This window comes from uncultured Methanobrevibacter sp. (assembly GCF_902770715.1).
In the GTDB taxonomy this organism is placed as follows: domain Archaea; phylum Methanobacteriota; class Methanobacteria; order Methanobacteriales; family Methanobacteriaceae; genus Methanocatella.
Window position 1 is genome coordinate 1 of record NZ_CACXTS010000024.1, and the last position, 16102, is coordinate 16102.

General features: G+C 34.7%; 15 protein-coding genes and 1 pseudogene. 12 read left to right on the forward strand and 4 right to left on the reverse strand.

Annotation, left to right across the window (positions count from 1 at the left end; all coding sequences use genetic code 11):
- The 8 genes and pseudogenes from QZU81_RS07635 to glyS all read left to right on the forward strand — a co-directional run.
- A pseudogene (locus QZU81_RS07635) lies at positions 1-1240 on the forward strand (hypothetical protein); the annotation flags it as partial.
- Between the two features lie 124 nt (positions 1241-1364).
- A complete protein-coding gene (locus QZU81_RS07640) occupies positions 1365-1868 on the forward strand; it encodes a DUF308 domain-containing protein (protein ID WP_295590942.1) in 504 nt (167 codons plus the stop codon).
- Positions 1869-1881: 13 nt separating this feature from the next.
- The gene (locus QZU81_RS07645; RefSeq protein ID WP_295590945.1) at positions 1882-3480 is read left to right on the forward strand and encodes an AarF/ABC1/UbiB kinase family protein; all 1599 of its coding nucleotides are present in this window, start codon (positions 1882-1884) and stop codon (positions 3478-3480) included.
- Between the two features lie 464 nt (positions 3481-3944).
- Positions 3945-5420, forward strand: a complete 1476-nt coding sequence (tfrB, locus tag QZU81_RS07650) for a fumarate reductase (CoM/CoB) subunit TfrB (protein WP_295590948.1) — start codon at positions 3945-3947, stop codon at positions 5418-5420.
- Positions 5421-5432: 12 nt separating this feature from the next.
- A complete protein-coding gene (locus QZU81_RS07655; RefSeq protein WP_292826506.1) occupies positions 5433-6341 on the forward strand; it encodes a TrmJ/YjtD family RNA methyltransferase in 909 nt (302 codons plus the stop codon).
- Positions 6338-7168, forward strand: coding sequence for a 4Fe-4S binding protein (locus tag QZU81_RS07660; protein WP_292826503.1), 831 nt, complete (start codon positions 6338-6340; stop codon positions 7166-7168). Before QZU81_RS07655 ends, QZU81_RS07660 begins: the two co-directional genes overlap by 4 nt.
- 14 nt (positions 7169-7182) lie before the next feature.
- Positions 7183-7767 (forward strand): dCTP deaminase, encoded by a 585-nt coding sequence (dcd, locus tag QZU81_RS07665; RefSeq protein ID WP_292826500.1) that lies wholly within the window; start codon positions 7183-7185, stop codon positions 7765-7767.
- A 15-nt stretch (positions 7768-7782) separates the two neighbouring features.
- Positions 7783-9477: a glycine--tRNA ligase gene (gene glyS, locus QZU81_RS07670; RefSeq protein ID WP_295590953.1), complete on the forward strand. Its 1695-nt coding sequence runs from the start codon at positions 7783-7785 to the stop codon at positions 9475-9477.
- Between the two features lie 8 nt (positions 9478-9485).
- Here glyS and QZU81_RS07675 read toward each other — a convergent pair whose 3' ends face one another.
- On the reverse strand, positions 9486-10262 hold the full coding sequence (locus tag QZU81_RS07675; protein WP_295590955.1) for a winged helix-turn-helix domain-containing protein: 777 nt from the start codon (positions 10260-10262) through the stop codon (positions 9486-9488).
- A 183-nt stretch (positions 10263-10445) separates the two neighbouring features.
- On the opposite strand from QZU81_RS07675, the gene QZU81_RS07680 reads away from it, so the two are divergent.
- Entirely contained in the window at positions 10446-11201 is a 756-nt protein-coding gene (locus tag QZU81_RS07680) for a TatD family hydrolase (RefSeq protein WP_295590958.1), read from the forward strand.
- A 6-nt stretch (positions 11202-11207) separates the two neighbouring features.
- A complete protein-coding gene (locus QZU81_RS07685; RefSeq protein WP_295590960.1) occupies positions 11208-12107 on the forward strand; it encodes a TDT family transporter in 900 nt (299 codons plus the stop codon).
- Positions 12108-12131: 24 nt separating this feature from the next.
- On the opposite strand, the gene QZU81_RS07690 is transcribed toward QZU81_RS07685, so the two are convergent.
- Positions 12132-12632: a cell division protein SepF gene (locus QZU81_RS07690; RefSeq protein WP_295590963.1), complete on the reverse strand. Its 501-nt coding sequence runs from the start codon at positions 12630-12632 to the stop codon at positions 12132-12134.
- Between the two features lie 5 nt (positions 12633-12637).
- Complete coding sequence (locus tag QZU81_RS07695; protein WP_295590965.1) at positions 12638-13690, reverse strand: DUF1611 domain-containing protein; 1053 nt, start codon at positions 13688-13690, stop codon at positions 12638-12640.
- A 200-nt stretch (positions 13691-13890) separates the two neighbouring features.
- On the opposite strand from QZU81_RS07695, the gene QZU81_RS07700 reads away from it, so the two are divergent.
- Positions 13891-14835, forward strand: a complete 945-nt coding sequence (locus tag QZU81_RS07700; RefSeq protein ID WP_295590967.1) for a 3H domain-containing protein — start codon at positions 13891-13893, stop codon at positions 14833-14835.
- Positions 14828-15406: a ZPR1 zinc finger domain-containing protein gene (locus QZU81_RS07705; RefSeq protein ID WP_295590970.1), complete on the forward strand. Its 579-nt coding sequence runs from the start codon at positions 14828-14830 to the stop codon at positions 15404-15406. The genes QZU81_RS07700 and QZU81_RS07705 overlap by 8 nt, the downstream gene beginning before the upstream one ends.
- 13 nt (positions 15407-15419) lie before the next feature.
- On the opposite strand, the gene QZU81_RS07710 is transcribed toward QZU81_RS07705, so the two are convergent.
- Entirely contained in the window at positions 15420-15842 is a 423-nt protein-coding gene (locus QZU81_RS07710) for a hypothetical protein (protein ID WP_295591022.1), read from the reverse strand.
- Positions 15843-16102 lie beyond the last annotated feature (260 nt).

Genomic DNA, 16102 nt, shown 5'->3' on the forward strand with positions numbered 1-16102 from the left:
AAGAGACTATCAGTATAATGATGATTTCAAACTCACTACAGGCGTTTTCATTAATAAAGACATAACCATTAACGGTAACGGCCATACTATTGATGGAATTGGAAAATCCAGAATTTTTAACATTAACTATGGTGATGGATTAAAGCTGTACAAAGTTACCTTAAACAACATCACATTTAAAAATGGTAATGCTAAAATTTACGGCGGAGCAATATTAAACTTTGCTGATTTGACTATCGATAATTGCTATTTCACCAATAACAATGCAGGTACTGCTGGCGGTGCTGTAAATTCTTTAGGTGCTTTAACCTTAAAAAATTCCGTATTTAACAAGAATTCCGCTGGAGGAGATGCAGGAGCCGTTTTCTCATTAACCCTGAAAAAAGGTTCAGAATTCTATAAAAATTATTTTGCAGGACATAACGCTGGCGAAGATGCAAACTTGCTTTTCAGCATTGCAATGCAAGCGGCTCTTGAACATGGCAAGGACACCATATATAACTGCGTATTCACAAGCAACGTAGCGAACGGCCGTGGAGGAGGAGCAGTTTATGCATACTCAAACATAGACATTAAATCCTGTACCTTCAATTCAAATAAGGCCGGTGAAAAAGGAGGTGCAGTATTCGGATGTAAGGATCTCTTTATTAAAAATTCCAAATTCAATAAAAATAAGGTATCCATGTACGGCGGAGCAGTCTATTTCAAATGCCATGAACAGTCCGGACACTATGAAAACGGCAAATGGGTTTCCAGTGTCAAATATTACACCAATTCAATTGAAAGTTCAACCTTTGCAAATAATGTTGCAGGCGAAAGAGGCGGAGCAATATACGGATTCAGAACTTCCTCTTCTGATAAAGTCCATTGTGCAAAAGCAGTGAAATGTACTTTCAGTGATAATCAGGCTCCTAAAGGTGTTAACATTTATGGCGGAACTTCAAAGGATTGTGTTTATAAAAATACAAAGATTGCCTTAAAAACCGCAACCGTCAAAAAATCAGCCAAAAAACTAACATTGCAGGCAACACTTAAAAAAGGTAAAACACCACTTAAAAGCAAAACAGTAACCTTCAAATTTAATGGAAAAACCTACAAAACAACAACCAACTCAAAAGGTATTGCAAAAGTTGTCATTAAGAAAAGTGTGCTTAAAAAACTTAAAGTTGGCAAAAAAATCAAATATCAAGTCAGCTATGGTCGTTTTATAGCTAAAAAAACAGCAAAAGTTAAAAAGTAAATGCATAAGCATTTACTATTCTTTTTTATTTTTATTGTAAAATATTTCTTGAATACCTATTTTTTACATATATCTTAAAATATATATTGTTTTATTAAACATACTATTAATTATAGGTGAACATATGGATTATAGAAAAATATTAGGAATCATATTTATAATATTGGGTTTACTTTTTGTAATCTACCCATTATATAGTGCGGAAGCAGTATCCTGGATTGCAGGAATCTGTTTAATTGCATTCGGATTTGCTTCCATTATTGATGGATTTTCCATATGGAGCATGATGACTCATGTTTCACTGATCAACATATTGCTTGGAATCTGTGCAATACTCCTTGGATTATTATTTATTTATGAAATAAGTGCATTATCATTCATTCTTGCGTACCTATTTTATTTAGTTGCATTTGTAATGATATTCATTGGTATTGTAGGACTTGTTTTCGGATTAGATTCAATATCAAGAATTGCATCAGTATTGATTTTAATATTAGGTATAATTGCTGTTTTCTTTGCGGCATATTCAATTGCAGAACCGTTATATACAGCAATCCTCGTTGGAATATGTTTAATAATGGAAGGCATAACTTTCTTAGCATCAGATATTATTGAAAATAACAATTAAAAGTGGGATATAAATGGATAAAGAAACAAAAGAGCGTTTGGGTGAAATTAGAGAAGCCCTGAAAAAATATGGCTTCGATAAGCTTTTAGGCCAAACCGCAAAAAGCAAAATAAAACCTGGGGATGATGGCGAGGAGCTACATGCACTATTATTGGATGATGAACTTCCTATAAGACTACGATTAATGCTTCAGGAATTAGGAACTACCTTCATCAAGTTAGGTCAACTATTAAGTACAAGGCCTGATGTTGTTGGGGAAAGAATAGCTAATGAATTAGCTAATTTACAGGATGACAATCCTGCAATATCCTATGAACAAGTTAAAGCAATAGTTGAAAGAGAACTTAACGGCAAGATTGAAGATTTGTTCGAAGACTTTTCACAAGAACATTTGGCTACCGCATCAATCGGCCAAGTTCATGAAGCCAAATTGGCTACTGGTGAGAGAGTTGCAGTCAAAATCCAAAAAGAAGGTATCACTGATAAAATTGACCTTGATATAAGAATTATAAAATACATCGCAAATCGTGCGGACAAATGGAATGCTGAACTTAGAAAAATAAACTTGCCGGGAATTATGGAGGAGTTTGACCGTTCTATCCACAAGGAAATAGATTACAATAATGAATTCATGAATATGCAACGCATCGAATTGAATTTTGAAGACAACCCATATATTCATATTCCCGCCACATACGCTAAGTACTGCACTTCAAAAGTCTTGACAATGGAATTCATTGAAGGTACAAAGTTAAATGACGTTTATGCAAGTACCAGCGATGAATTCGACAAAAAGCTTTTGGCGAAAAATGTCCTTGATTCCTATCTTCAACAATTGTTCATAGATGGATTTTTCCACGGAGACCCACACCCGGGCAATATCTTAATCCTAGAAGACAATGTCGTGTGCTATCTTGATTTAGGTATGATGGGATTCTTTGATGAAAAATTCAAACGTGACCTTTCCGAAGTAATGTTATTGTTCGTAGACCAAGACGTTGACGGATTGATAAATCAGTTAATGTACATGGACATACTGGATTATGACATTGATACAACCATCTTAAGAAGAGACATGAACGATTTGTTCGGAAGGTACTTTGGAGTCCAACTCAATCGTTTCGATGGAGTTTTAGAGGCACTTCTCAGCCTTATGCAGGAGTACGGAGTTATTCTCCCAAATGAAGTCGTTACCATGGCAAGGGGACTATCAATGATTGAAGCTGTTGCACACAATCTTGACCCTGAAATCGATGTTTTCGCATCAATCAAACCGATTGCCGCTAGAATTGCAAAAGAAAAGGTCGATCCTAGAAAATTCTTAAAAGGCAAAAAAAGCAATGCAATCTTATATGGACACATGATTCAGGCTATGCCAAGACTTCTTACAAGGACTATCCACAAGATTGAAAATGAAGAATTGCAGTTCAAGTTTGAAGTTGACATTACCGATAAGGTTTCAATAATCGCATTGGTTTCAGCGCTTATAATCGGTTCTTCAGTCGTTTCATTCGGGCCAAGAGTATTCGACATGCCAGTGATTTCATTAATTGGTTATATAATAGCGATAATATTAAGTTTAATTGGCATTAAAAAGTTCGTTTTAAAATAAATATGAAATTATGAGGAATTAATTTTCCTCCCTAATTACTTTTTTTCTTATTTTATTCTTTCTTCAGTTTCAAACCAGTCTTTGGATTTGGCCGGCAATAAAATGAATATCACTGAAACTATTGCCAATATTAAAGCAAGCACGACCAAAATCAATACCTATTCTATGGAGTATACTGACAGCAGTTCATATATTCCACCAGCCAAATTACCTACCTAACTTTGATTGAATTTATTTATTGTTATTTAAGATATCTAATCCATTGTATTGAATACCCGATAAAAATATATTCTATCAGTAATTGGTGGTGCTGTGCTGCAGGATTGACCTAACATCCCATATAAGACAATAATGAAGAATAATAATTTTTACAAAATGAAGGTCAATAGTAAGTATAATATATTTGTTAAGACACAAATATTATATTATAATGTTTTACAAGCTTTAAAAAAAGAGGGATAAAAATGATTAAAGTTTATGTTTCAAGATTTAATAGTGAAACCGACAAGGAACCTCATTTGGAGTGTTATGAAATTGAAGAGACACCACATATGAAAGTTCTTGATGCACTTCAAGCTATTAATGAGAAATACGATGCAGATATTAGTTTTAGAAGCTCCTGTAGAGCGGGACAATGCGGATCCTGCGGAATATTGTTTAAAGGAAATGGGGCTCTAGCATGCCAAAAAGAAATTAAAGATGGAGCGATTATCGAACCCCTCAATTTCCCTGTTATTAAAGATTTAATAGTTGATAAATCAAGCATTGAAGCCAAGGTCAAAGATTTGGAGTTATCTCTTCAATGTGACCATAAATGCGAAGAGCTTGACACCAGCATAACTAAAGAAGACACAAAAGATACCAAAAAGGTTAGAAGCTGTATTGAATGTTATTCCTGTCTTTCATCATGTCCGGTTGTAAATATTGCAACCGAAGAATTTGGAGGGCCTTATTTAATGAGATACATTGACAAATTTGAAACCGACCCTAGGGATAACTTCGATAGACTTAAGGAAGCTTTGGATGAAGGTCTGTATAACTGTACCAGTTGCGGCAAATGTTTGGCAGTTTGTCCTAAGAATATCAACACATTTGGTGATGCAATAGAAAAAATGAGAGCTATTGCCGTTGCAAACGGTTCAGGTCCACTTCCACAACATGTTGCATTCAAAAACAACATTTTAGAAAGTGGAAGATCCATTAAGACTGATAAAACTCCATTTGTTGAAGAAGCGGAAAATAAAACCGGTTCAAAAGTAGCTTTCTTTACCGGATGTATGGTTGATTATAAATTCCCTGAACTTGGCCATAAATTAGTTAAAATCCTAAAAGAAAACGGAATTGACATTGATGTTCCTGAGGGCCAAGTATGCTGCGGTTCTCCGCTTTTAAGAACCGGACAAACTGAAATCGTGCAGGAACTTGTCGATAAAAACAAGGAAGTCTTTAAAGATTATGATACTGTAATCACAATTTGTTCAGGCTGTGGTGCTACCTTAAAGAATAACCATCCTGAATTTGGTTCAAAATTACATGTTATGGACATCAGCGAATTTTTAGTTGATAAGCTCGATGAAGATAAGCTTAAAGAAGTCAATATGACCGTAACATACCATGACCCATGCCATTTAGGCAGAGGACAAGGCATTAAAGATGCACCTAGAGACATAATTGAAAAGATTCCAGGTGTTGAATTTAAAGAAATGCTATATCCATGCCAATGCTGCGGTGCCGGTGGAGGAATAAAATCCGGAAAGCCGGAAATTGCTATGGAACTGTCAAAGTCCAAAGCGGAAATGATTAAAGACACTGAAGCTGATGCCGTAATTACAATATGTCCATTTTGCCAGTTAAACCTACAAGATGGCCTTGATGCAATCGGATGTGAAGATATAAAATGTATGCACATCCTGGAATTATTAGATAAAGCTTATGAATAATTAAATTAGGAGTTGATTAAAATAGGGGATGCTGCTGTTAGCGAAGAAAAAGTAGTTGAGACCGCTTCAATGAATTCGCCTGAAAAAGAAGAGGAAAGCAAAACCGAAAAAAAATCAGCTTCCACCAAAAAAGCCGCATCTACAAAGCAATCCAGAGGAACTGCGAGATCCAAAATAGTAAGGGAACAGGAAGAAAAAGAGATTAGCCTTTTCAAGGAAAACATTTACATCGTTTTTGTTGAATGTGAAACTCCCGGAAATGTTGGTTTTCTTGCAAGGACCATGGCAAACTTTGGATTGAAGAATTTAGTGTTGATTAACCCTACAACATTAACCAATGAAGCTTATTATCAGGCAACACATGGAAAATACATTGTGGAAAACGCTAAAATCTATCCGACATTAGATGATTTCTACCAATCACAGAGGATTGATTTTAAAGTTGCTTCAACTGGAATGGCTGGGGGCAGTTATAATTTATCAAGAATTCCCATAAGGCCTGAGGAACTTGGTGAATCAATGAATGTTTCAAATAAAATTGCAATTTTATTTGGAAGGGAAGGGGATGGTCTTTCAAACAAAGAGATAAGTGATTGTGACATCTGCGTTTCCATTCCGACTGACCCTACTTATCCAATCATGAACATTTCACATGCCGCTGCTATAATATTTTATGAATTATTCAAGAACAAGCACGATTACGGAGTTCAGGGGCTTGAAGAAAGCAGTGAATTGGAAAAAGAATATTTAATTAAAGATATGAAGGAACTAATCGATAGTTTAGATATTCCAGACCATAAAAAAAGAAATGGTCTTAAAACATTTAATAACATCATTTCAAGAGCATTTATAACAGCACGGGAAGCACATACCTTTAAAGGTATATTAAGACGATTAAAAAATAAAATAGGTGAACAATGAGAAAAATAAGCTTTGCTGACATCAGCATATTTGTCCTGAAATACATTTTCAACTGGAGATTTTGGATAGCTGAAATAACCAAAAAATCAAAGGCATACAAAAAATTAGTTGATAAGATGCTATTTGAAGATGATGAAATTCTTGTTGTGCCTAATACCATAAATGTGAACAAGAAAATCGAATCTGAAGGTTCCGAATTTTTACCGACAGACGTTATTAAAGAAGTTATTAAGCGCAGCGAGGATATTGTCATTATGAATTCCTGCCTATGCAGAACATCAAACAAATGTGAAGACTATCCTCAAGACATCGGATGCATATTCCTTGGTCCGACAACCAGAAAGATTCCGAAAAATATCGGTAAGAAGGCAACCGTAGAAGAAGCATTGGCTCAAGTGGACAGGGCTGATGAGGCAGGATTAAGCCATATCATTGGAAGGAACAAAATCGATACTGTATGGATGAATGTGAGGCCTGGAAAAGGACTTTTGACAATTTGCCATTGCTGTCCATGCTGCTGCTTATGGAAGGTTTATCCTAATCTGGATACCGATATCAGCGATAAGTTAGAAAAGCTTGAGGGCGTTGAGGTAAAGCTTCATGAAGACAACTGCAGGTTATGTAAAAAATGTTTAGATGAAGTTTGTATGTTCAAAGCTATTGATTTAAAAGATAATAAGATTACAATCAATCATGATATCTGTAGAGGCTGCGGCCTTTGCGTTAATACCTGTAAATTTGATGCCATTACAATTAACTACACCCAAAAAACAATTGATAACGTAGTTAAAAGAATGGATGATTTAATTGAAATAAAAGAATTGTAAATTTGTGTGAAAAAATGGCGATTTTGAGTGATAAAACTATTAAAGAATATTTAAAAGAGGATAAAATTGGTATTGATCCCCTTTTAGATGAAAAACAAATACAACCATCTTCTGTTGATTTGAGATTGGGGGATGAATTTAAAGTATTTAAAGTTATTAGAAAACCATATATTGACCCAAAAGATGAAGAAGACCTCTCATCTTATATGGAATCAACTTCAGTCAAAGAAGGCGAAGCATTCATAATACATCCTAATGAATTTGCCTTGGCCACTACCTTAGAGTATGTCAAATTACCTGATGATTTGGTCGCAAGGGTTGAAGGCCGTTCAAGTATGGGAAGACTGGGAGTTACAATGCACGTTACAGCTGGTTTCATCGACCCCGGCTTTGAAGGGAAAATCACATTAGAGATTTCAAATATCGGCGCAATGCCTGTAGCATTATATCCTGGCCAAAGGGTATGTCAAATTGTATTTGAAACAATGACAACACCTTCCGAAATTCCATATGGACATCCTGACAGAAATAGTAAATATATGGGTCAAACTCGCCCGGAAAGTAGCAGAGTTAAATTAGATTATGAATTAAAAAAATAAATGGAGATAATACTTATGAATCATGATAAAATGTCAAATATCAGTGCAAAAAGAGGATTTTTATGGCCTTCCTTTGAAATTTATTCCGGAGTATCCGGTTTTACCGATTACGGACCTCTTGGAGCTAGCCTAAAAAATAACATCATGCAGAAATGGAGAAAGCAATATGTTTCTGGTGAAGGATTCTACGAAATAGAAGGTCCTACCGTAATGCCGAAAGAAGTTTTAAAGGCATCAGGACACGTTGACAACTTCACAGATCCAATGTGTAAATGTGAAAGCTGTGGAGAAGTGTTTAGAGCAGACCATATCATTGAAGATGTTATTGGAGAAGATGTGGAAAGCTTGGAAAATGAAGAGCTTGACCAAATCGTAATCGACAACAACATCAAATGCCCTGAATGTGGAGGAGACTTGTCAAACATCTGGAATTACAACCTAATGTTTAAGACTGAAATCGGTGCAAAAGGGGATAAGGTAGGATACATGAGACCTGAAACCGCACAAGGCATTTTCATTTTATTCAAACGTTTAGAAAGATTTTTCAGAGGAAAACTCCCATTTGGAGCAGTGCAACTTGGAAAAGCATACAGAAATGAAATTTCACCAAGACAAGGAGTTATCAGGCTTAGGGAATTCACACAAGCAGAAGCTGAAATCTTTTTAAATCCTAAAGACAAGACACATCCTAAATTCTCACAAATAGAGGATGTCGTATTGCGCCTGAATTCACAGGAAGTTCAGGAAAACAATTTAGAGCCTTTGGAAATCACCGCCCGTGAAGCGCTTGACAAAGGAATTGTAGCCAATGAAATGTTAATCTACCAATTATATTTAGCTCGTAAATTCTTGACTGAACTTGGAATTCCTGAAGATGTTTTAAGATTCAGACAACACTTGGCAGGGGAAATGGCTCACTATGCGCTTGACTGCTGGGATGTTGAAGTCAAGACAGACAAATACGGATGGGTTGAAATTATCGGTATCGCTGACAGAGGAGATTATGACCTATCTTCACACTCAAAGTTCAGTAACGAAGAATTGAACGTGTTTGTTGAATATGATGAACCTAAAAAAGTTCAAAAGACTGTTGTTAAACCAAACTTATCCAAATTCGGACCAATATTCAAAGGAGATTCTCCTAAAGTCAAACAAGCTATTGAAAATGCTGATGTTGAAGATATAAAAGCAGCAATTGAAAGTGAAGGCAAATTTACAGTTGAATTGGACAAGATATATGAAGTAACTGAAGATTTGCTTATCTTTGAAGATGTTGAAGAGGAGATTACCGGTGAAAAAATAGTTCCTCACGTTATTGAACCTTCATTTGGTATTGACCGTATCACATACTCCGTTTTATTGCATTCATTTACCGAAACCGAAGAGAAGGATTATTTCAAATTCGACAAATCCGTTGCTCCGGTGCAACTTGGAATATTCCCTCTTGTCAACAAGGAAGGGCCTCGTGAAATTGCTCAGGATTTAACAGAGCAATTAAGAATGGCTGGATTTACCGTTGAATATGATGCAACCGGAACAATCGGAAAAAGATATGCAAGAGCTGATGAAATTGGTGTTCCTCTTGCAATAACAGTTGATTTTGATACATTGGAAGATAATCAGGTAACTGTTAGGGACAGAGACACTGAAGCTCAAGAAAGAATTCCAATAGAGGAATTAGCTGACTATCTTGAAAAATATTATAAATGAGTTTAAACTCATTTATTTTCAATTTTAAAATTTTCATATAGATTATTGGCCCATCTTATCGAATCGCTATTTTTTGAGGTCAATAGCCTATTCTGATCAAAAAATCCATCATCCTTAAACAGCCCTAAAATCATTAGTTCCTCCGTGACAATCAAAAGGAAAACATTTTCACCATCAAAAGAGGATACCTCATTAACCTTGGACTTTTTTTGAAAGATATTAAAAATATTTTCAGGAATCATGACCTCAACTTTCTTATTATTTTCAACCAATCCATTAAGTATATCATTAAAATTTTCATAATAAAATGGCAAAATGCATTTGACTTCCTCCGCACTATTCAATGCAGTTTCCATGAAATTATACATTCTGTACACATCAACGGCATCAGATTCCATGAGATTTGCCTTTCCAAGCAAATACAACTCGGCAATTGACTGATTTGGAATCATAGTAACCAGATGCTTATCCAAAATATTGAAGAATTCATTTAGCAGAGTAATCAGATAGCCCAATTCCAAAATCTGTTCGATTTTCAGTCTTGTGGAATTTGACAAATGATACTTGTTGGATTCGCGAAATACATGCTCTTCCAATTCCAATTTGTGCATGTTGCTGGATATTGAACTATAAATCAAACCGGTTTTCTGATTTAAATCTTTCATATTGGAGGGATGATCATATAAAGTCGCCAATATCTTTAATCTTACCAATGAATTAGTCATATATTTTATTTCTTCTGAAATCGAATCGTAGTTCTTAAGATAATTTTCATTTTCTTCCACATTAATCACCAGTGTAGTATTACTTATACCGTTATTTTTATTACTGAAGATATAAAATCTCTTGAAGTGAACAACTGCACGAAATAACATTTACAAAAAATTTAAATGTAAAGAATACATGTAGTAATTTTTTTAAAACAAAAGAAACAAATTTAGATTAAATAAACATTAATCCGTGATAATATGATTGACACACACATTCATGCAGATGCCAGAAGTGGCGAAGATTTTAAAGAGATGTATCTAGCCGGAATCGATTGTGCAATAACCTGCAGCTATTACCCATATAAGATTGACTCAGAAATCATTCTTCTGAATCATTTAAATAGGATTTTGGAATTAGATACCCGAAGAGCATTAGAACATGGACTTGACTTGAAAGTGGCATTGGGAATCCATCCGACAAATGCCCTTGAAAATCCCGAATCGATTTACAATGAATTATACAAATGGATAGACTCAAAACAGATTGCAGCCATTGGTGAAATAGGCCTTGAGGATTTAACTGAAACGGAAATAGAAGTGTTTGAAAAGCAATTGGACATTGCAGATGAAACAAATTCCAAAGTAATCATCCACACACCAAGAAAAAATAAATCAGAAGTGTTGAAAGTTATTTTGGACATCGTTCCTCAACACCTAGATGAAAAACAGGCTGTGATTGATCATATTAATCAAGATGTCATCGGAGAGGTCATTGACAAAAATTATATGCTGGGATTGACCGTGCAGCCCCACAAACTTGACGTGAACGGAGCAATAGCCATTCTCGATGATTTCGGATTTGATAAATTCTTGTTGAACAGTGACATGAGCAATAAGCCTTCAGATCCCCTTTCAGTTCCAAAGACCATTCGCGAATTAAAAAGATTAGGTTATAAGAACAGTGAAATTGAAAAGATTTCCCATAAAAACGCTGAAAACTACTTTAAAATTTAGGATACAATGAATATAATCAAAAACATCCCTATTCCGATTGCAGGACTGATTCTTGCATTGTTGTCCCTTGGAAACTTACTGCAGGACATACATCCCCATGTCAGATACCTTTTTGGAGCAATTGGAGTGGTGCTCATCATTTTAGTTGTCTTAAAAGTGATTCAATATCCATCAGACATCAAAAATGATTTTAAAAATCCAATAATTGTAAGCAGTTCCGGTACTTTTTCCATGAGTTTGATGCTGCTATCTACATATCTTAGCACATTTATGCCAAGTATTGGATATACCATATGGATAATTGGAATTAGCTTGCATATTTTGTTAATGATTTACTTTACCTATAATTTCATCATACGTAATTTCGATATAACAACAGTCTATCCCAGCTACTGGATAGTCTTTGTTGGAATTACCATGGGTGCAATCACTGCACCTACATATGGACTTGAAGAAATGGGCTTCATATTCTTCATGATAGGATTTATAGCAATGCTTGTTACCACACCCGTGATAATCTACAGATATGTCCGACATGATGAAATTCCGGATATGAACAAGCCGTTGATATGCATTTTCACAGCATTATTCAGCATATTGATTGTAGGCTATTTGAATTCGTCAAAAACAGCATCCCTTGAATTCATAACAGTTTTATATCTCATTGCATGCCTGTTTTACATATTTGCACTTTATAAATTAATTGAATATAGAAATTTGGACTTCTATCCAAGCTTTTCAGCATTCACATTTCCATTTGTAATCAGTGCAATTGCAACAAAAGGAGTCTTGAAAACAGTCGGGCCAAATATGGCATTATCGCTCATTTTAACATTTGAAACAATAATATCCATAGTAATTGTATTCTACGTATTGTCAGAATACATGCGATTCTTAAAAAAATAGTGAAGAAAGTAGAAATTAGTCTACTTATCCCTTATTGATTACTTTTACTTTACTAGGAGAAAGAATGATTAAATTCTTATCTTCAGAGCGTGCAAGCAATAATGCCTGTGCATTATAATTAGCTCTCATTTGTTTTATTTTGTCAGCAGCCAATTTAAAGTTAGCAGGGCTTTCCTTTTCCAAAAAGGACAAATCCAAAATTACTGGATTTTTCTCTTCGATAATCTGATCCACAACATAATTGATATCATCCAATGATTTTGGCCTGATTAGGACAATCTCATAGAAAGGTTGGTCAGGAGTAATAACTTCAACATCATACCCATAACTCTCATAGACAGGAGTTTCATTCACAGCTGAAGAATTTGGTACATCATTAGGATTTGGTTGTTGCATATCATTGTTTGAAGATTTAGTGAAACTGTTAATGAATTCAGTTAGGCTAAAACCTTCACCGGATTTATTGTCGTTTGATTCTGTTTCTTCAAAGCCTAAGCTTCTTTTTAAAGTATCAGTAAAGCTCATTTAAACTACTCCTCTAAATATTCTAAAATTGCATCTAACAATTTAGATGCTCCGTTATTATAAACATCCTCAGCAGGTAAATTGAATTTGGATTCAAAGAATTCAGGACATAAATCTAAGCTGGCATTTTTAAGGTTGATGGACAATCCAACAACTTTTGTAGGTTCTACTGCTTCAATAGCTTTGATTTCTTCCTCAATACCTCTAGGTTCTCTGTAAGGGTGATTTGGTCTGTGTCCAACGATAACTGCATCAGGGGCTGCACCAATTAAAATTGCAGCGGATAAACCTCTAGGGTGAGGATTGCCTTTTTCAGTTAGGCTTGACTGACCTTCAATAAAAATAATATCTGGTTGTTTTGTTTCTTCAACATATTTAATTGCAGATAAAACTGCTGCCGGAACATCCATAGCGGATAAACTTCCAGCTCTAAAATTAAAATCAGTAGGCTCTTCCAATCCCATTTCATCAGTTGATATGATTGCTGATTTTAAGCCTTTTTCAACACTTGCCAAACCAAGCATCTTTGTAGTGGTTCTTTTTCCACATTCCTGAGAAGTTCCGCCTACAAAAACAACTTTTGCTTTTGGCTTGTAAGAAATTTTAGGTAAGACTTCGCATGACCTTTCGGGAGCTACGCCGGCTATCATTTCAACGACATCTAATCTAGGGCCGATGTCTTTGATAACCACATTCTTTGCATCAGCAAATTTCTTTAAAGACAAGTTGTCAGCAATAGATAATGATCTGAATGATGTGATGACATTCAATCCTGCATCAATAGCCTGAACAGCATATTTCAAAGCTGTTCCCTCAGCACCTATCGGCAACATGATGACCAAAGATTTAGCATCGGGAGCATCTTTCAAGCAACTTTCCAAACTTCCCGCAACGATTTTACCACAAAACTCTTTTCCTTGCTTTCTTACATCATCATCAATGAATCCTACTGCTTCAACACCTTCAAGATTGGAGAATTTTTCTCCTCCACCGCCACAACCAACAACTATGAATGGATTTAAATCTTGAATCTCTTTAACTGATTTTACTGAATACAACAATTTCACCCCTATAAGTTATAATTTATAACAACCAAATAAATTTATTATCCTCATGTTTTTTAAAAATTCTTTCAAAAAAATGTTATATTATTAATTATAATTTTTCATATTAATAAATGTAAATGTTTTAAGAAAAAATTAATTAATAAAATTGAATAAATAAAAATAATAATAAAAAAATTTTGGAGAGATTTAACATGAGAAAACCTTATGTTATACTGATTGGAAGCGCATCAGGGATTGGAAAATCAACCATTGCCGCTGAACTTGCTAAAAAATTGAATATAAAACATTTAATTGAAAGTGACTTTATTCGAGCAGTGGTCAGAGGAATTATTGGTAAGGAATATGCCCCTGCGCTTCATAGCTCATCTTATGATGCATATAAGCACATCAGAAACAAAAGCCGATACGAAAGTTATGATGAGCTTGTATCGGCGGGATTTGATGATCACGCAGCATATGTTATTCCGGGTCTGGAAAAAATCATCCAACGGGCAATAACCGATTATGATGATCTTGTTATTGAAGGAGTTCATTTAGTGCCTGGACTGATAGACATTGAGCAATTCAGAGAAGATGCAGATATTTACTTCTTTATCTTAAGCTCTGATGAGGAATCCCATAAAGAAAGATTTGTTAAAAGAGCAATTCAGATACATAGGGGTGGAAAACAGTTAGATTTCTTTAAGGAAAATAGGATAATCCACGACCACCTGTTAAAGCAAGCTGAAATCAATGATGTCCATGTCATTAAAACAGAATCAATTGAAACGACATTGGACAAAATCTTGGCAATCATCAATAAATCCTGCGCCAATGTAAACCTCACCAATTCCGTAGATGAATTGGCCGATGTCATCGACATCATCATAAACAGGAACCACGGCACACTTGAAAAGGTAACATATAACATTAAAGGATTCAAGGAGCCTCTAATAAGGAATATTAATGTTTCAGACGCTCAATCTGCCAATGAGTTTATAGAGAAACTTAATGAGAGCAAAGATAAAAAAGACTACCTGTCCCAACTATATGAATTATCAGAGTATAGAAAAACTACAATCTGTGCTTCAAACCCTGAAAAATTAAATAAAATTATAAAAGAATTACAAGATAAAGGATATGTTTTAAATGAATGAAAGTGAAATTAATGAAATGGTTATTAAATGTCCTGCATGCTCTGTTGAAGGTTTAGCGAAATCAATAATGAAAGAAATAGAAATACCTCATTTTGGAAAGGTTCTGGAAACAACAATCCAATGCCCAAAATGCGGATTCAAACACAGTGATATCATAGCCTTAGAGCAAAATGACCCTGCAAAATACGTCATTGAAATCAATAAGAACAATTTGTCTGTAAGGGTTGTCCGATCTCAATCCGCTACCGTCTCAATACCTGAAATAGGCGTGAAAGTGGAACCTGGGCCAAAATCAGAAGGATATGTAACCAATGTTGAGGGCATTTTAACCCGTTTTGAAGATGCAGTGAAAAAGGCTCTGAAACTATTTGACGATGAGCAATCACAAAAAAATGCGAAAAACACACTCAAACAGATTGAAGAGCTAAAAAAAGGAAACGGAACTGCAACTTTAATAATTATGGATCCTTTCGGCCAAAGCAATATCGTAAGCGAAAATGTTGAAATTTCCGAAATTCCCGAAGAGGAACTAAGAGAATTGAAAACAGGTTTCAGTCACATAGAAGAATAAAAAAAGAAGAGATTTACTCTTCTGACTCTTCCTCATCTTCGACAGGTGCTGAGAAGGTGAAAGTGTCATCTTCAACAACATCCTTCAATTTTAAAGTTTTTTGCACATCCATTGATAATGCATCACAATCAGCTTTGATAGCTTCTAAATGCAATAAAATTCTTTCTTTTTCCTGATTTATTCTAGAAATGTTGGTATATGGATAAACACATTCCTTAAACATTTCATAATCAACGGTAGTGTATGGATACTCGTTTAACTGTTTGCATACATTAACCAAAATGCCGTATAAAAAGTTATTCATTTCAACTTTTACTCTTTCCTGAATCATTCTGCCATCGTCAAGATTTTCTCTCATCAAACGTACAACTTCTGCATATGCGAAAGGCAATTTTTCTTTTTTTTCATCGGCGGGTGCATTGGAATTATTATTCATTTCTTTTTCGGACACAATTAAACCTCCTTAGTTTATTGAAAATTTTGATCAAATCCCCATCTTGGCAAAAAAAAGATGAATCATCAATCTCTACTAATATATTTATGATACATCTTATATAAAGGTTTTGTTTAAATTAAAAAAACGATTTATTATTCAATAGTTTATAGCCATAACTTATCGAATAATGAATAGGAAAATTCATAATATTGATAGTTAAGATTTTTAAAAGATGAAATCGATTACATGATTTATCAGAC